The sequence below is a fragment of the Streptomyces sp. NPDC001941 genome (assembly GCF_040296945.1).
Taxonomy (GTDB): Bacteria; Actinomycetota; Actinomycetes; order Streptomycetales; family Streptomycetaceae; genus Streptomyces.
The window spans coordinates 75,465-92,385 of record NZ_JBEOYE010000013.1 but is presented as its reverse complement, the minus strand read 5'-3'; the positions used below and the strand labels follow the sequence as shown (position 1 = coordinate 92,385).

Below are 16,921 nucleotides of genomic sequence, written 5' to 3'. Positions count from 1 at the left end.
AGTGCGGGGACGTACGGAACTGCGGCGGTGCGGGGTCAGCCCTTGAAGCGCGGGAAGGCGCTGCGGCCGGCGTAGACCGCGGCGTCGTCGAGGATCTCCTCGATGCGCAGCAGCTGGTTGTACTTGGCGACGCGCTCGGAGCGGGCCGGGGCGCCGGTCTTGATCTGGCCGCAGTTGGTGGCGACGGCCAGGTCGGCGATGGTGACGTCCTCGGTCTCGCCGGAGCGGTGGGACATCATGCACTTGAAGCCGTTGCGCTGGGCCAGCTCGACGGCGTCCAGGGTCTCGGTCAGCGAGCCGATCTGGTTCACCTTGACCAGGAGGGCGTTGGCCGACTTCTCCTCGATGCCGCGGGCCAGGCGCTCCGGGTTGGTGACGAACAGGTCGTCGCCGACCAGCTGCACCTTCTCGCCGAGCTTGGCGGTGATGACGTTCCAGCCGGCCCAGTCGTCCTCGAACAGCGGGTCCTCGATGGAGACCAGCGGGTACGCGGAGACGAGCTCCTCGTAGTACTCGGTCATCTCGGCGGCCGAGCGGGACTTGCCCTCGAACTCGTACTTGCCGTCCTTGTAGAACTCGGACGCGGCGACGTCGAGCGCGAGCGCGATCTGCTCGCCCGGCACGTAGCCGGCCTGCTTGATGGCCTCGAGGATGAGGTCCAGGGCGGCGCGGTTGGACTCCAGGTTCGGCGCGAAGCCGCCCTCGTCGCCCAGGCCGGTGGACAGGCCCTTGCTCTTCAGGACCTTCTTGAGGGTGTGGTAGACCTCGGTGCCCCAGCGCAGCGCCTCGGAGAAGGACTCCGCGCCGATCGGGGCGATCATGAACTCCTGGATGTCCACGTTGGAGTCGGCGTGCGACCCACCGTTGAGGATGTTCATCATCGGGACGGGCAGCAGGTGCGCGTTCGGGCCGCCCAGGTAGCGGAACAGCGGCAGGTCGCTGGCCTCGGACGCGGCGTGGGCGACGGCGAGGGAGACGCCGAGGATGGCGTTGGCGCCGAGCGAGCCCTTGTTGTCCGTGGCGTCCAGGTCGAACATGGCCTGGTCGATCAGGCGCTGCTCGGTGGCGTCGTAGCCGACGAGCTCCGGGCCGATCTGCTCGATGACGGCGAGGACGGCCTTCTCGACACCCTTGCCCTGGTAGCGGTTCGGGTCACCGTCGCGGAGCTCGATGGCCTCGAAGGCACCGGTGGAGGCACCGGACGGAACGGCGGCACGACCCGTGCTGCCGTCGTCGAGGCCGACCTCGACCTCGACCGTGGGGTTGCCTCGGGAGTCCAGGATTTCCCGGGCTACGACGACGTCGATGGACGGCACGAGCATCTCCTTCTGGGATGTGACGCATAAGAGGTGCGAGGTCTGATGGCCTTGCGACAAGAGCCTAACCGGCTCTGGGGCGTCGGCCAGCCGAGCGCCCGCCCGCTGGGACGAAAAAGGGCACAAGGGCCTGTATTACGGGGCGAAAGACAGCAAAATTACCTGCCGGTAATCAGGATGTGCCGGGCCCCGCGCAAACGAGTGCCCGCGGGCGGGAATCCCGCGGGCCGGTGATCCTGCGGGCCGGTGATCCCGCGGTCTGCTGTTCCCGCGGTCCGGTAGCCGAACAGGGAGCGCCCGATACGCGGGAACCCCGGCCCGGGGCGCATGGGGGGGGGATATGCGCGCCGGGCCGGGGTGGCCTGTCACCGCGGAACCGTGGGGCCCGTCCGTCCGCCGAGGGGCGGACCCCGGGGGCACTCAGCTCAGGTCGAGCTGCTGGCCCACGTAGATCAGGTCCGCGTCGGGGACGATGTCCTTGTTCAGGTCGTACAGCTTCTGCCAGCCGCCCTTGACGCCGTGGGCGGTCGCGATGGTGCCCAGGGTGTCGCCGGCCTTGACGGTGTACTCGCCGTCGCCCTTCTTGATGGTGGCCGGGCGCTCGCTGCGGGAGCTGCGCTCCTGCTGCTGCGGCTGCTCCTGGCGCTCGGAGCGCTGCGACTTCTGCTGGCGCTGCTGCTGCGGCTGGGCCTGCTGCTGCGAGCCGCCGTCGTCCGAGCCGCCGCCGTTGTACGAGGCACCGGACAGGCCGACGCCGCAGCTCGGCCAGGCGCCCTTGCCCTGAGAGGCGAGGACCTTCTCGGCGACCTGGATCTGCTGGGACTTGGAGGCCTGGTCGGCGCTGGAGGCGTAGTTGTTGCCGCCGTAGGCCGCCCAGGTGGAGGACGAGAACTGCAGGCCGCCGTAGTAGCCGTTGCCCGTGTTGATCGACCAGTTGCCGCCGGACTCGCACTGCGCGACGCGGTCCCACTCGCCGGAGCTGGCGGCCGAGGCGGTGCCGGCCCCCATCAGCGGGACGGCCACGGCCGCACCGGTGACACCGGCGAGCGTGGCGATGCGGACGGCCTTGGACGGGCGGCGGTGCTTGCCCTTGCTGGAAAGCAGCATGGAACTTCTCCTCACCGACGCCTACGAGGTGAGCTGTCGGGTTCGGGCTGTGAGTTGCCCGGCCGCGCGACCTAGCGCGCGGCTTCACCCCAAGCCGCTCTCGTCCTCAACGGACGGGAGGGGCACTTACCTTGGGTCCCCCGCTCCTGCCTTCGGCGCATGACGCGACGACTGTTCCCGACGTCCGGCGGCAGGATTCGGCGTACCGGTCGGCGGGGCCCGCGGTGGCGAGCGGTGACGACCGTAAACACAGACCTCCCCCGAGTTCAAAGAGGCCCATCAGGGAAATATCGCCCCTACTTGCCCTGACGGAACGGACGTTTGCGCAGGTGAGGGGCGACAGGGGCGGACCGGGCGGACGGGACACGCCAGTTGGGCAAGAGAGACCCATGTCTCACTTGCACAGAACCGGACATTCAGCCCCGAACCGCCCCGCGCATCAGCCCTCAGCGCCGTCCAGGTCGAGGCTCTGGCCGGGCAGGATGAGGTCCGGATCGCCGCCCACGACGCCCTTGTTCGCCTCGTACAGCGCCGGCCAGCCGCCGCGCACCTCGTGCGCGTCGGCGATCGCCCAGAGGTTGTCCCCGGGGCGGACGGTGTACGTACCGTCCTCGGCGCCCCCGGCGTGCTCGGCCGGGTCGGTGGACGGCTCGGCCGAGGGCCCCGCGCCGCCCGTGCCCGACGGGATCCCGTCACGGGCCGGGAGCTCACCGCGCGAGGCGTGGCCCCCGCCGTCGCGCTGCTCGTCCGTACTGCCGGGGCCGGGGGACGTGCTCGCGTCCCCCTCGGGCGCCGGGGAGCCCCGGTGCTTGCCCTTGGCCGGCGCGTCCTGCCCGTCGGCGTCCGGTCTCGGCGACGCGGACGTGCCGGAGGAGGGCTTGGCGGGCGAGGGGGTGGCGCCGGGCGCGGTCGAGCCGGAGGGCGTGCCGCCCGGCGCGGGCGTCGCGGAGTCCTCCGGGTCCGTCTCGGGGGCGCTGGTGGAGGGGCTGGGCGTCGGGGTGGCGGGGACGCCGGGGTTCTCCACGCCGCTGCCCTCGGGGGCGGTCAGGCCGGCGATCGGGGCGCAGGTCAGCCAGGGGCGGGTGCCCTGGTCGGCCAGGATCTTGTCGGCCACGGCGATCTGCTGGGCCCGGGTCGCCAGGTCGGCGCGCGGGGCGTGGGCGGTGCCGCCGTACGCCTCCCAGGCCGTCTGGGTCAGCCGGAGTCCGCCGTAGCGGCCGTCGCCGTAGTTGGCGCTCCACAGCCCGCCGGTCTCGCAGTCGGCGACCGCCTTCCAGGTGCCGGCTTCGGCCGCGGAGGCGCCGCCCGCCGCGAACAGCGGCAGGGCCAGTGCGGATCCGGTCACCCCTGCCGCGACGACGAGTGCGGGGGCTTGTCGGGGTCGACGGTGTCGTCCGTTCCCGGAACGCATGCGGATGGCCTTTCGCGTGACTGCGGTTTCTGCCGTTCTCGCGTACGGGCGTACGCGTGTTGTTGCTGAGGTGTCGGTGAACGTAGCGGCATTCGAACGTCAGTCACAAGTCGATGCAGCGGAGATCACGCCAAAGTCACAATCCTGACGGCCCGTCACATCCGCTCCTCCGTACGGCACTCACCCCTCGGGCGTGAACTCCACCGGGAGCGTGCGCAATCCGCGCATGATCAGGCCCCCGCGCCAGCGCAGTTCGGACGGATCCGCAGCCAGCCGGAGGTCCGGAAGGCGCGTCAGGAGCCGTGCCAGCGCGGTCTGCCCCTCCAGTCGCGCGAGCGGGGCGCCCACGCAGTAGTGGATGCCGTGCCCGTACCCCAGATGCTGGTTGTCACGCCGGGACAGGTCCAGCACGTCCGGCGCGCCGAAGCGCTCCGGGTCGCGGTCGGCGGCGGCCAGCACCACGAGCACCGGGTCCCCGGCCGCGACCCGCTGCCCGCCCAGGACCAGCGGCTCGGTGGCGTACCGCCAGGTCGCCAGCTCGACCGGCCCGTCGTAGCGCAGCAGCTCCTCCACCCCGGTGGCGAGCAGGCCGGTCTCCCCCGCGGCGAGGGAGTCCTGCAGCCGCTGCCGCTCCCCGGGGTGGGTCAGCAACTGGAACGTCCCGTTCCCGATCAGGTTGATGGTGGTCTCGAAACCGGCGAACAGGAGGACGAAGCACATCGCCACGACCTCCTCCTCGGTGAGGTGCTCACCGTGGTCGGAGGCGCGGATCAGCCCGGAGATCAGGTCGTCCCCGTCGTCGAGCCGCTTGCGGTGGATCAGCTCGGCGAGGTACCCCCGGATCTTCTTCACCGACCGGGCCACCCCGCCGCGCGGCCCCTTACCGTGCCGGATCATCATCCCGGCCCAGTCCCTGAGGTCGTCCTGGTCCTCGGGCGGCACCCCGAGCAGGTCGCAGATCGCGTAGATGGGCAGCGGGAAGGCGAAGTCGTGGATGAGGTCCGCCTCGCCCTTCGCCGCGAACCCGTCGATCAGCCGGTCCGTCAGCTCCCGCACCCGCGGCTCGAACTCGGCCACCCGGCGCGGCGTGAACGCCTTCGACACCAGCCGCCGCAGCCGGGTGTGGTCCGGCGGGTCGATGTTGAGCAGGTGCGTCATCAGCCCCGCACTGCGCTCCCCCGGGATCCCGGTCCTGCCCCGCGCGTGCTCCGGCTCGTCGTGGTGCACCGGGTTCTTGCTGAGCCGCTGGTCGGCGAGCGCCTCCCGGGCGTCCCCGTACCGCGTCACCAGCCACGCCCCGACCCCACTGGGCAGCTCCGTCCACCGCACCGGCTCGTGCTCCCGCATCCAGGCGTACGCCGGATACGGATCACTGGCGAACTCCCAGGTGAAGAGCTCGGGCATGGGCGGAGGCAGGGGGGCGCCCCCGGCGTGAGGGCAGGCGGGGGCGGCGGGGGTGGCGGGCTGGTCGTGCATGGGACGACGGTATCCGGATCGGGGGGATCACTCCGCTGGGTGAAGGCCGGGCGAAGGCCCTGGGTACGCTCAAGGGACAGGCCAGACTCCGTCGCATGGGAGCGCTGATGAGTGCCGCAGCCGAGGACCAGCAGGACGCACCGGAGGAGCCGTACGTGTTCCCCGTGCCGCCCGTGGGCGGGTGGACGGCCGACGATCTCGACCGGATTCCGGGTCTCCCCCAGCACACCGAGCTGATCGACGGGGGACTGTTCTTCGTGAGCCCGCAGACCATCTTCCACATGGCCGCACTCCGCCTGCTGGACACCGCCCTGGTGCAGCACGTGCCCGACACCCACTACGTCGCGCGTGAGATCTCGGTGAAGCTGGGTCCGCGGGACCGCCCCGAGCCGGACCTCATGGTGGTTGCGAAGAGCGCCCTCAGCGGACTGGCCCAGACCTGGTTCTCGCCCGAGGACGTGCTCCTGGCCGTGGAGATCGTCTCCCCGGAGTCCGTCCACCGGGACCGCGAGCTCAAGCCGCGCCGGTACGCGGCGGCGGGCATCCGGCACCACTGGCGGGTGGAACTGGACGACGAGGAGCAGGCGGTCCTGTACGCCTATGAACTGGACCCCGGCAGCGGGACGTACGCCCTCACCGGCATCCACCGCAAGGCGTTCACGCTGGACCAGCCCTTCCCCACCGAGATCGACCTCTCCCGGCTCGTCTGAGCCCCCGGCTCACCCCCGCGCCCCCTCCTCCACCGCAACGATCGCGTCCCGGTACGCCCGGCCCGCCGCGCGCAGCGCCGCCTCCGGGTCGACGCCCTCCGACTCCGCGCGGGCCGCCATCGCCAGCAGCTCGTAGCCGATCCCCCCGCCCGTCGGCAGCGGCACGTCCAGGCCCGCGGTGCGCACGCGGGAGGCCAGCTTCGCGGCCAGCGCCAGGGCCGGCTGGCCCAGCGGGACGCCCTCGGTGACCGAGGTCCGCCGCTTCTCCACCGCCTTGGTGCGCAGCCAGTGCGCCTTCACGTCCTCCGGGGTCTCCGCGTGCGCGTCGCCGAAGACGTGCGGGTGGCGGTGGACCAGCTTGTCCACGATGGTGCCGGCCACGTCGTCGACGGAGAACGGCTCCTCGGGGTGCTCCTCGGCGATCCGGGCGTGGAAGACCACCTGGAGCAGGACGTCGCCGAGCTCCTCGCGCAGCTCCTCCCGGTCGCCCCGCTCGATCGCGTCGACGAGTTCGTACGACTCCTCAAGGCCGTACTTCGCCAGGTCCTCGTGCGTGCGCAGGGACGACCACGGGCACGCGCGCCGGATGCGGTCCATCACCTGCACCAGGTCGAGCAGCCGGGCGCCGGGCAGGTCGTAGGAGCCGGGCAGCAGTTCCAGGTCGGGCATCGCGACCCGGCCGGACCCGCCGAGCCGGGCGAGCCCGTCCGTCAGCTTCCGGTCGCCCTCGCCGGAGGGCACCACCACGACGGTGCGCCCGCCCGCGCAGGCCTCCACCAGCTCGTCGGCGCCCGGCGCCCACTCCTCGACCACGACCCCGGCCTCCCGCAGGTACGGCAGCTGGGGGTGGCCCGGATCGGCGCACAGCACCCGGTCGGCGGCGTGCAGGGCCTGCCAGGCGGGCCAGGACAGCAGTCCGGGGGCGACGCGGTGGCTGGCGGTGAGGAGGACGATGCGGCCGGGCGAGTCTTGGGTCACCCGAAGACGCTACCCCGCGCGGGCTACCCGGTGATCTCGGGAGCCGCCGCCTGCTTCTGCTGCACCAGCCACGGGGTGCGGGCGGCGGCCAGCTGGACCTGCTGGTCGTTCCAGGTGCCGTAGCGCGGGTTGACGTCGACCTTGAGGGCGCGGGAGGCCTTCACGTAGGTGTCCTGGAGCTTCTTCTGGCCGGCCGGGCTGTTGTCCGCGCCGATCGCCTGGGCGGTCTTCGTCCACAGCAGGCTGCGCCGGATCGCCGCGTCGATGCGGTCCGGGGCCACGCCCTGCTGGAGGGCGGACGCCTCGAACTGCTCCTCGCCCTGGTTCTGCGCCACGGCCTGGGCCCGGGCCTGCTGGACCTCCTTGCGGGACACCGTCACCCCGGCGTCCTCGGCGGCCCGCTCCACGACCTGGTCGAAGATCATGGTCCCGAGGGTCTTGGTGGTGAGGTCCCCGGTGGCCTTGATCAGCTGCGCGGACTGCGGCGAGGACTGCTGCGCGCCGCGCACCTCCTTGACCCGCTCCTGCAGGACGGCCACGTCGATGCGGTCGCCCCCGACGACGGCCGCCGCACCGGGATGGGCCTGACCGCCGCAGGCGGAGAGGAGGGGGGCCGCGGCGACGAGGGCGGCGGACACGGAGAGCGCGGTGCGGCGGTGCAAGAGGGCCTCCAGGCGGGGGTCGTGCGGCAGCGGAACGACCTTGCGGTGATCGATGGTAGGCAGTGTCAGTGGCCCGGGCCACTACTTCGCCCCTACTGGTTCTTGCAACGAGTCACGCCCGCCCCGGTTCTCCGGCCCCAGCATGATCGTCCGTGACAGCAGGAACGTCACCGGGACCGCGAGCGCCGCCGCCGGGAGCGGGGCCCAGTGGCTGTCCAGGCCCGCGACCGAGACCAGCAGGTACACCCCGGCCGTGGTCACCACGAAGTTCGCCGCGTTGGTCAGCGGGAACAGCAGGAACTTCCGCCAGGTGGGGCGGGTGCGGTAGGTGAAGCGCGAGGTGAGGAAGAAGGAGCCCACCATCGACAGCAGGAACGCCGCCACGTGCGCCGCCACGTACGGCAGCCAGCGGGAGAAGAGCAGGTAGAGGCCGTAGTACGTGCCGGTGTTCACCGCTCCGACCAGCGCGAAGCGCACCAGCTGACCCCGGACCGTCATCGTCGTACGAGCTCCCCCCGCTGTCGCGGCACCTTGGCGTTGGTCGCCTTCACCAGGAAGTGCGGGCGCCGCTTCACCTCGTAGTAGATACGGCCCACGTACTCGCCCACCACCCCCAGCATCACCATCTGCACCCCGGCGAGCGCGGTGACCGTCACGAGCAGGGTGACGTAGCCGGGCGTGTCCACCCCGTTCACCAGGGCGACGCCGACGATCCAGGCCGCGTACGCCGCCGCCACGGAAAGCAGCAGGAAACCCAGGTAGAGGGCCGCGCGCAGGGGTTTGTCGTTGAACGAGATCAGACCGTCGAGGCCGTAGTTGAGGAGCTTTCCGAAACTCCACTTGGAACGGCCCTGCTCACGCGCCGCATTCTCGTACTCGAACGTCGTCGTCGGGAATCCCACCCAGGCGAACAGGCCCTTGGAGAACCGGTTGTACTCGGTCAGGGACAGCACCGCGTCGACCGCCCGCCGCGAAAGCAGCCGGAAGTCGCCGACGCCGTCGACCAGTTCCACCTCCACCAGCCGGTTGATCATCCGGTAGTAGGCGCGGGCGGCCAGCGTGCGGGTCACCCGGTCGCCGGTGCGGGTGCGCCGGGCGACCACCTGGTCGTGGCCCTCGCGGTGCAGTCGCAGCATGCGGCGCACCAGCTCCGGCGGGTGCTGGAGGTCGGCGTCCATCAGGACCACCGCGTCCCCTCCGGCGTGCGCCAGGCCCGCCAGCATGGCGGCCTCCTTGCCGAAGTTGCGGCTGAAGGACACGTAGCGGGTCCGGGGGTCGCGGTCCGCGATCTCCTGGAGGACCGGGAGCGTACGGTCACGGCTTCCGTCGTCCACGTAGACCAGCTCGAATTCCTCTCCCAGGAGGTCGAGTTCGCTGGTCACGCGCTCGTGGAAGCGGCCGATGATCTCCTCTTCGTTGAAACAGGGGACAACAATCGAGATCAGCACAGCAGCAAGCAATACGAACCGCGTGTCGCGGGCGGATTCGCGGGATGACCGCGAGACGGACATTGCGTGAACTGGCCCGGATCCAGGGTGCTTTGCCGAAGAACGCTGGCATATTCGAAACCATCATGCGCCTCTTGTGGAAACGCTCGCCGCGCCGCGACGCCCCCGCGTTCGCCGGGCTGCTGGCCGTCGCCGCCGTGTGCACCGGCGACGCGGTCGCCCGGGTCTTCCCGTTCGGCCCGCGCACCCGCTCGGTCAACGACCTCGGCAACCAGTTCGTCCCCTTCCACGCGCACCTGTGGGACCTGCTGCACGGCCGGGCCGACGGCGGGCCGCTGCTCGACTGGAACGCCGGGTACGGCACCAGCTTCCTGCCCGACCTCGGCACCTACCTCAGCAGCCCGTTCGCCCTGCTCGTCGGCGTCTTCCCGCGCGACCGCGTCGACCTCGCGGTGTACGTGATCACCCTGGCCAAGACCGCCGCCGCGGCCGCCGCCATGGCCGCCCTGCTGCTCGCCGTGCGCCGCACCGGGCCCTGGTGGGCGGCCGGGGTGCTCGCCGCCTCCTACGCCCTGTGCGGCTGGTCGCTGCTGGAGGCCTCCTACAACCCGATGTGGCTGGACGGCCTGATCGCCCTGCCGCTGCTGTGCCTGGCCGGCGAGTGGGCCAGGGCGGGCAGGCGCCCGCTGCTCGGCCCCGTCGTCGTCGCGCTCGCCTGGACCGCGAACTTCTATACCGCGTACATGGCCACCCTGGGCGCCGCCCTGTTCCTGCTCGCCCGGCTGTACGCGACCGGGGCCCGGCCCTGGCGCCCGCTCGGCCGCGCCGTGCGCGCCGCCGCGCTGGGCATCGGGCTCGCCGCGCCCGTCCTGGTGCCCGTCCTGCTCGGCACCCGCCACGCCTACCCGGGCTGGACGCGCGCCTTCGCCCCGGCCGGCCTGCCCGACGTGCTGGCCCGCGCGCTCCCGGCCACGTACAGCTTCTTCACCCCCGCGCTCTTCGTGGGCACCGGCACCCTGCTGCTGGCCTGCGCGCTGCCGTTCGCCCGCGGGGTCGCGCGGCGCGAGCGGTGGGTGTGGGCCGGGCTCGCCGCGGGCGTGGCGCTGTCCTTCCAGTGGCAGCCCACCCACCTGCTGTGGCACCTCTTCGCCACCCCCAACGGCAGCCCCTACCGCCAGACGTTCGTCCTGGCCGCCTTCCTGGTGCTGGCCGCCTGGGCGGCGCTCGGCGCGGGGTGGCCCGCCCCGCGGGCGCTGCTCGGCGGGGCGGCCGTGCTCGGGGTGGCCGCGCTCGGGGCGAGCGCCAGCGACCTGGTCACCGGCTGGACGTTCCCGCTGTTCGGCGCCGGTCTGGCGGCCGCCGCCGCGGGCGCCCTGCTGGCCGGGCGCGCCCGGCTGGTCCCGCTGGCCGCGCTGCTCCTCGCCGGGGCGCTCGCCGGGCAGGCCGCCGCCACCACCGCCTTCGCCGACCGCGCCCGGCCCGGCCGCCTCGACGACTACCCGCCCTGGGGCGCCGAGCACACCGCCCGCGCCGCCGCCCTCGCCGCCGCCGACGACTGGCCCGCCTCCCGCACCGACCCCGGCCGCCCCGCGCTGACCGGCAACGACCCGCTGCTGCTCGGCGGGCAGGGCGGCGCCTACTACAGCAGCCACACGCCCGCCGTGCTCACCCGCACCCTGGCCGCGCTCGGCGGCGGCTGGACCTCCAACGGCCGCAGCCCGCAGAGCCTGGACAACCCGGTCACCGACGCCCTGTTCGCGGTCGGCGCCCGGCTGCGCGACGGCGTCCTGGTGCGGCGCGCCGACGTCCTGCCGCTGGTGACGCTGCGCCCGCCGGGACCGGCCCCCGCCTACGGCCCGTCCCCCTTCCGCAACCAGGAGGCCCTGCTCGGCGCCCGGGTGTACGCCAACCCCGCCGACGGCGTCTGCCCGGTCGGCAGCGAGGTCTTCGTCTGGGCCCCCGACGTCACCGGCACCGCCCGGCTGGGCGCGGCGAGCACCCCGCTCAGGGGCGGGCAGCCCAAGCGCCGCGCCGCGCTCGCCCCGCTGGGCACCCAGCGCACCGCGGGCACCCCGGTCGTCCTGGACGGCACCGGCCGCCGCCCCGGCCCCGGCGCGTCCGTCGGCTGCCTGGACCCGGCCGCGCTCACGTCGGCGGTGGCGGAACTGAGGGCCCGTTCCACCGCGAGGATCACCGTCACCTCCACCGGCGTACGGGCCGAACTGCCGCCAGGCGCCCGGGGAACGGCCGTCCTCGCCGCGCCCCGGATCGCCGGCTGGAGCTGCGACGGCCGCCCCGCGGACGCCTACCTGGGCCTGGTCGCCGCGCCGGTGGGGCCCGGACGGACCACCCTCACCTGCACGTTCCGCACCCCGGGCCTGCGCGCGGGCGGCGCCGCGGGCGCGGCGGCGCTCGTGCTCCTGGCCGTCCCGCCGGTCTGGCGGGCCGCCCGGCGGCGGCGCGAACTCCCGCCGTCCCGGCCGCCGTCGGCCCCGGCCGCCTCTCCCCCGCACGACGCTCCCGACACCCAGGCTTCACCCCCAGGGCACCGTCCCGTGGCCCGCAGGGCAGGGCCCGGGGCGTAGCTTCCGGCCCATGTCTCCTCTCCTGAGCAACCGGCTGGCGAAGCGGGTCCTCAAGCCCGCCTTCACGCTGGTCGAGCAGCGCCTGGAGCGCGCCACCCACGCGCTCCAGTCCGACATGGACGCCCTGCACCACGAGATCGCCGACCTGCGGCGCCGCCAGTACGGGCTCGGCCTGCTCCTCGACCGGGCCGGGCGCGACGGCGACCGGATGCCGACCGCCACCCAGGTCGACACCCTGGTGCGGGAGGTGCGCGCGGTCACCGGTGACGAGAGCGACCGGGTGCGCCACGACGTGACCGTCGCCTACCGGCACCTGGTCGCCGTGGAGGCCCTCGGCGTGGGCTCGCTCGCCGGCTCGGTCTCCGACGTGTGCGGCCGCCTGGCGACCGTGCCGCTGCTGGCCCCGGCGGGCGGCGACGTCCTCGAAGTGGGCGGCCGGGGCGGGCTGTTCGCGGCCGCGCTGCGCCGGATGCTGCTGCGGGCCGGGGCGCGGGCCCGGGTGACCCTGGTGGCCCCGGGCGAGGACTCGGCGCACGACGACCTGTCCCTGGGCGGCGGCGGGGAGGTCCTGGCCGGTCTGGAGGAGGCCGCGGGCCGCGCCTACCAGGTGCTGGTGGTGGGCGCCGGGCAGGAGCTCGCCCCGGTCCTCGAACTGGCCGCGCCCGGCGCGATCGTAGTGGTGGGCGGCGACCGCACGGACACCGGGGACCTGACCCTGCTGGGCCGGGTCGCGGACTCCACGTACCTCAAGGCCTGAACCACCCCGGCCTCAGGCGCGCAGCCGGCCCCGGTGGTCCAGGGCGCGGCGCAGCTCCCCGGCCAGCGCGTGGTACGGGCCGTAGGCGCGCTCCACGTCGTACAGCAGGGCCTGCGTCTGCTGCTGGGCGGCCGCGTGGTCGCCCAGCGCGAGCAGCAGGTCGCCGACGCGGCGGCGCACGGCGAAGGCGCGGGCCGGGTCGCCGCCCGGTCCCGGCTCGAAGTACGGCAGCAGCGCCCGGTACTCGGCGAGCGCGGCGGCGGGTTCGCCGAGCTGCTCCAGGCACTGGGCCGCGTCGTGGCGGAAGTCCAGGGCCTGCGGGTCGCCGGGCCCGGCCTCGGCGGCCCGGTCCTCGGCGAGGCGGCGCAGCTCGGGCAGGGCGCGCCGGTACTGGCCGTCGTCCATCAGCGTGGTCGCGTACTGCTTGCGCAGGATGCGCACGACCGGGGAGTGCTCGCCGTGCTCGGCGGTGGCGGCGGGCAGGATCGAGCCGAGCAGGTCCACGGCCTGGGTGATGCCGCCCTCGCCGAGCAGCCGCTTGACCTCGTCGACGGCGGCGGCCACGTCGAGCCGCTCCACCGGGGCCGGGGCGGGGCGCGGCGGCGGCGTGCCGGCCCGGTCGGGCCAGGGCGCGTGCGGGCGCAGGAACGGGCGGGTCGGGTCGAGCGGTCCGGCGGGCGTCCCGCGCGCGGGCAGCAGCGGGGCCAGCGCCTCGTACACCTCCTGGGCGCCCGAGGGCCGGTGCTGGGGGTCCTTGGCGAGCAGCCGCAGGACCAGCGCCTCCAGCGCCTCGGGGACCTCGGGCCTGGTCTGGCGCACCGGCAGCGGTGGCTCGTAGAGGTGGCGGTGGAGCACGCCGAGGGCGGTGGACCCGGCGAAGGGCACGTTGCCGCTGAGCAGTTCGTGCAGCAGCACGCCGAGCGCGTACAGGTCGGTGTACGGGCCGACGGCGCCGCCCATCGCCTGCTCGGGGGCCATGTAGGCGGGGCTGCCGATGGGCGAGCCGGTGTGGGTCAGGCGGGTGGTGTCGGTGTCCAGGACGGAGGCGACGCCCAGGTCGAGGACGGTGACGGTGCCGTCGGGGCGGACCATCACGTTGCGCGGCTTGAGGTCGCGGTGGACGATCGGCACCGCGTGGACGGCGCCGAGGACGGCGCACAGCTGGGCGGCCACGGCGACGGCCCAGGTCCAGGGGTAGGGCTCGTGCTCGGCGAGGTGGTCGGCGAGGTCGGCGCCCTCGACGTACTGCATCACCAGGTACAGGTCGTCGCCGTCGCTCCCCGCGTCGTGGACGGTGACCAGGCCGGGGTGGTCGACCTGGGCGGTGACGCGGCACTCGCGCACGAAGCGGCGGCGCATCTCCTCGGCGGAGGTGGCGGCGGCCAGGTGGCCGGGGTGCAGCAGCTTCACGGCGACCCGGCGGTCCAGGCGGCCGTCGTAGCCGGTCCACACCTGGCCCATGCCGCCCTGGCCTATGACGGTGGACAGCTCGTAACGCCCGGCGATCACCCGGCCGTTCACGCGCGGCCGTCCCCGTGGTCGGGCCGGTCCCCGCGCAACAGGTCGCTGAGCTCGTCGAGTTCGGCGCGGACCTGGTCGATGCGCGGGTGCGGGGGGCCGGCGGGCGGCTGCGGCGGCGGGGCCTGGGGCGGGGCCGGTGCCGGGGTCGGGTGCGCGGCGGCGGGGGCGGCCTGGGGCGGGTAGCCGTAGCCGTGGCCCGGGACCGGCGGGCCCGGCCGGGAGGGCAGGGTCGGGGCCTGGGGCGGGTAGCCGTAGTGCGGCGCGGGCCATCCCCGGCCGGCCAGGGCGGCCTGGCGGTGCTGGTGCTGGAGGTCGGCCACCAGGTAGTAGGCGGTGAAGAAGACCACTCCGCCCAGGAGCCAGACCATCGTGATCGCCGTGTCCCGGTCGCCGATCTCGCCCTTGGAGTCCACCGGGGCCATCGCGACGAAGACGACGAAGGCGATGTTCAGCGCCACGGCGAGGCCGAACAGCGCCCAGTGCAGGGCCCTGCGGGTCACGTACGCCAGGCGCAGCATGGGCGCCCAGCCGAGCAGGCCGCAGCTGAGCACCGTCATCGCCACGAACACCACGCGCAGGGCGATCAGGGTGGCGTCGCGCGGCTTCGGCGGCGGGGCGGCGGGGCCGTGCATCTGTGCTCCTGGAGACGGCGGGCGGACGGGGACGCGGGCGTGGTGCTACGAGCGTATACACCGACTGCGACGCCCTGTTCGGGGTTGTACGCGATCGGGCCCCGGTCCGCCAGGGTCAGGCCTCGACGGTGCCGTCCGCCAGCCCGTCGTACAGGCCCTGCACGAGGCGTTCGCCGAGCCGGGAGGCGTGGCGCAGGGCGTCCTCGAACTCGGCCAGCGCGCGGAAGCGCTCCCCGTAGTGGCGCTGGTCGGCGAGCGGCAGCCGGGGCAGTCGCAGGCGGCGGACGTCCAGGCGGGTGGCGGTGGAGGCGTAGCTGCTGGCCCGGCGCTGGTTGGCGGTGGCGCGCAGGAACCCGGCGAGGAACCAGGGGTCGAGGGCGTCCGGGTCGGGGCGCAGGAGCTGGAGGTTGCGGCCGAGGGCGGCGCCCGCGGCGGCCCGGTCGGCGACGCGGGCGACGGTGCCCGCGCCGAGCACGGGCACCACGACGTCGCCGGGGCGGACCAGGACCGGGTCCTCCTCGGGGCCCTCGGGCAGCGTCCCGGTGGGGGCGCGGCCGGCCAGCACGTCCTGTTCGGTCAGGACCGGGGCGGGGGCGTGCGCGGGGGCGGTGCCGACGCCTCCGGTGTGCAGGGTCAGGGCGCCCGCGCGGGCGAGTTCGCCGACGGTGGTGGCGGGCCGGCGGGCCGGGGCGCCGGGGGTGCCGGCGGCGGGCGGCGTGAGTTCGGCGGTGCGCCGCAGGGTCGCGGTGAGTTCGTCGCGTACGGCGGCGAGCTGGGCGGCTCCGGTGGCGGCGGGCGGCGGGAGGTGGCGGGCCGGGGCCAGGTCGACGTCGTCGTCGAGGAGGTCGATGACGGGCACGGCGCGGCTCTCGCCGGGGCGTTCGGCGGTGGTGCCGTGCTGGTCGAAGGGGGTCCAGGCGGCGAGGACGGCGGCGTGGACGGCGGCGAAGTCGAGCCGGTCGCGGCCGGAGGCGGCGGTGTGCTCGGCCCCGGCGTGCTCGGACGCGGCGTCGACGACGAGGAGTTCGGGCGAGGGCTGGCTGCCGGGGGCGGGCTTGCGCAGGACCCACAGGTGCAGCGGGATGCCGTAGGGCGGCGCGGCCCCGGCGGGCAGGGCGACCACCGCGCGCAGGGCGCCGCGGCGCAGCAGGTCGGCGCGGATGCGGCGGCCCGAGCGGCGGGAGGCGGCGGCGGGCGGCATCAGCAGGACGGCGGTGCCGCCGGGGCGCAGCCGGGCCAGGGCGTGCTGGACCCAGGCGAGCTCGGACTCGGTGCGGGCCGGGAAGCCGTACTCCCAGCGGGGGTCGTAGGCCAGCTCCTCGTGGCCCCAGCCGCGCTCGTTGAACGGCGGGTGGCAGACCACGGCGTCGGCGGTGAGCTGCGGGAAGGCGTCGGCGCGCAGGCTGTCGCCGGCGCGCGCGTGGACCTCGGCGCCGGTGTGCAGGGCGAGCCGGAGGGCGGCCAGGGCGGCCAGGTCGGGGTCGGCGTCCTGGGTGTAGAGGGCGGCGGGCCGGGTGACGGCGCACAGCAGGGCGCCGGTGCCGCCCGCGGGGTCGAGGACGGTGCGGGCGCCGGCCCCGGCGAGGGCGGCCATGAGTTCGGCGGGCCCGGGCGGGGTGAGGGTGTACTGGCGCGGGTTGGCGTCCAGGTGACGGCCGAGGAGGAACTCGAAGGCCGCGCGGGCGCCCGTCCCGGCGGCGAGGTCGGCGGCGCCGCGCAGCAGCGGCACGGAGCCGGCCAGGTCGGCGGCGGCCGGCGTGCGCACGGCCCGTTCGACGCCGAAGCGGTGGGTGAGGACCTCTTCCAGCGCGGGCGGCAGCCGCTCGGCCAGGTGCGCGTCGGAGACGGCGGCGAGCAGCGGCCAGCCGGCCGGGCGGTCGTGGATCAGGAGCAGGGCGCAGCCGGTGTGCACGAGGGCGGTGACGGCTCCGCCGGGGTGGCCGGCGAGCTGCTGCCAGACGCGTTCGCGCAGGGGGACCTCGGCGAGCTTGCCCTGGGCGCGCAGCCAGTGCTCGACGTCGGCGAGGGCGAAGGAGGGGCTGGTCTCGGTGCCGCCGACGGGCTTGGGGAAGTCGGAGTGGCGGCGGCGCCAGTTGCTGACGGCGGCGCGGCCGACCCCCGCGAGCCGCGCGATTCCCGCGGCGGTCACCTCTGCTGCGTTGTCGGGCACCGGCGGACTCCCCTTTCCCCTGCGGCGTCTGCCGCGTCTGCGTCCGGCGTCCCGACGTGGGCCACTGGACCCTCGGGCGGCGCAGGGAGACATCCTTTCACAGCACGTCTCCCTTGTGAGCCAGCCTGTCCACAGTGAACCGTGTTGA

The 16,921-nt window shown here is 74.5% G+C and carries 14 protein-coding genes and 1 riboswitch; of the genes, 3 read left to right on the top strand and 11 right to left on the bottom strand.

The genetic code is table 11. The features are described from left to right. Nucleotides 1-35: 35 nt before the first annotated feature. The 4 genes from eno to ABT160_RS12730 form a co-directional block, all read right to left on the bottom strand. Entirely contained in the window at nt 36-1,316 is a 1,281-nt protein-coding gene (eno, locus tag ABT160_RS12745) for a phosphopyruvate hydratase (RefSeq protein WP_351646816.1), read from the bottom strand. Nucleotides 1,317-1,736: 420 nt separating this feature from the next. After that, nucleotides 1,737-2,423 (bottom strand): transglycosylase family protein, encoded by a 687-nt coding sequence (locus ABT160_RS12740; protein ID WP_351646814.1) that lies wholly within the window; start codon nt 2,421-2,423, stop codon nt 1,737-1,739. Nucleotides 2,424-2,426: 3 nt separating this feature from the next. Beyond that, nucleotides 2,427-2,591: riboswitch (cyclic di-AMP (ydaO/yuaA leader) on the bottom strand. Nucleotides 2,592-2,862: 271 nt separating this feature from the next. Then, entirely contained in the window at nt 2,863-3,768 is a 906-nt protein-coding gene (locus ABT160_RS12735) for a LysM peptidoglycan-binding domain-containing protein (protein WP_351646812.1), read from the bottom strand. A 246-nt stretch (nt 3,769-4,014) separates the two neighbouring features. Beyond that, complete coding sequence (locus ABT160_RS12730) at nt 4,015-5,310, bottom strand: cytochrome P450 family protein (protein ID WP_351646810.1); 1,296 nt, start codon at nt 5,308-5,310, stop codon at nt 4,015-4,017. Between the two features lie 107 nt (nt 5,311-5,417). On the opposite strand from ABT160_RS12730, the gene ABT160_RS12725 reads away from it, so the two are divergent. Continuing rightward, nucleotides 5,418-6,020, top strand: a complete 603-nt coding sequence (locus ABT160_RS12725) for a Uma2 family endonuclease (protein WP_351646809.1) — start codon at nt 5,418-5,420, stop codon at nt 6,018-6,020. A gap of 9 nt (nt 6,021-6,029) precedes the next feature. Here ABT160_RS12725 and ABT160_RS12720 read toward each other — a convergent pair whose 3' ends face one another. From ABT160_RS12720 to ABT160_RS12705, 4 genes are all read right to left on the bottom strand, one after another. After that, nucleotides 6,030-6,998, bottom strand: coding sequence for a nucleoside triphosphate pyrophosphohydrolase (locus ABT160_RS12720; RefSeq protein WP_351646807.1), 969 nt, complete (start codon nt 6,996-6,998; stop codon nt 6,030-6,032). A gap of 23 nt (nt 6,999-7,021) precedes the next feature. Further along, the gene (locus ABT160_RS12715; RefSeq protein ID WP_351646805.1) at nt 7,022-7,660 is read right to left on the bottom strand and encodes a SurA N-terminal domain-containing protein; all 639 of its coding nucleotides are present in this window, start codon (nt 7,658-7,660) and stop codon (nt 7,022-7,024) included. 81 nt (nt 7,661-7,741) lie between these two features. Beyond that, a complete protein-coding gene (locus tag ABT160_RS12710; RefSeq protein WP_351646803.1) occupies nt 7,742-8,158 on the bottom strand; it encodes a GtrA family protein in 417 nt (138 codons plus the stop codon). Continuing rightward, on the bottom strand, nt 8,155-9,108 hold the full coding sequence (locus ABT160_RS12705; RefSeq protein WP_351646801.1) for a glycosyltransferase family 2 protein: 954 nt from the start codon (nt 9,106-9,108) through the stop codon (nt 8,155-8,157). Before ABT160_RS12705 ends, ABT160_RS12710 begins: the two co-directional genes overlap by 4 nt. Nucleotides 9,109-9,233: 125 nt before the next feature. Between ABT160_RS12705 and ABT160_RS12700 the strand changes: the two genes are divergently transcribed. After that, nucleotides 9,234-11,693, top strand: coding sequence for a YfhO family protein (locus ABT160_RS12700; RefSeq protein WP_351646799.1), 2,460 nt, complete (start codon nt 9,234-9,236; stop codon nt 11,691-11,693). A gap of 10 nt (nt 11,694-11,703) precedes the next feature. Further along, entirely contained in the window at nt 11,704-12,450 is a 747-nt protein-coding gene (locus tag ABT160_RS12695) for a class I SAM-dependent methyltransferase (protein ID WP_351646798.1), read from the top strand. A 12-nt stretch (nt 12,451-12,462) separates the two neighbouring features. On the opposite strand, the gene ABT160_RS12690 is transcribed toward ABT160_RS12695, so the two are convergent. The 3 genes from ABT160_RS12690 to ABT160_RS12680 form a co-directional block, all read right to left on the bottom strand. After that, complete coding sequence (locus tag ABT160_RS12690; protein WP_351646796.1) at nt 12,463-13,971, bottom strand: serine/threonine-protein kinase; 1,509 nt, start codon at nt 13,969-13,971, stop codon at nt 12,463-12,465. Beyond that, complete coding sequence (locus ABT160_RS12685; protein ID WP_351646795.1) at nt 13,968-14,603, bottom strand: hypothetical protein; 636 nt, start codon at nt 14,601-14,603, stop codon at nt 13,968-13,970. Before ABT160_RS12685 ends, ABT160_RS12690 begins: the two co-directional genes overlap by 4 nt. 115 nt (nt 14,604-14,718) lie before the next feature. Beyond that, nucleotides 14,719-16,773 carry an N-6 DNA methylase gene (locus tag ABT160_RS12680; protein ID WP_351646793.1) on the bottom strand — a complete coding sequence of 685 codons (2,055 nt, stop codon included), beginning with the start codon at nt 16,771-16,773 and terminating at the stop codon, nt 14,719-14,721. Nucleotides 16,774-16,921 lie beyond the last annotated feature (148 nt).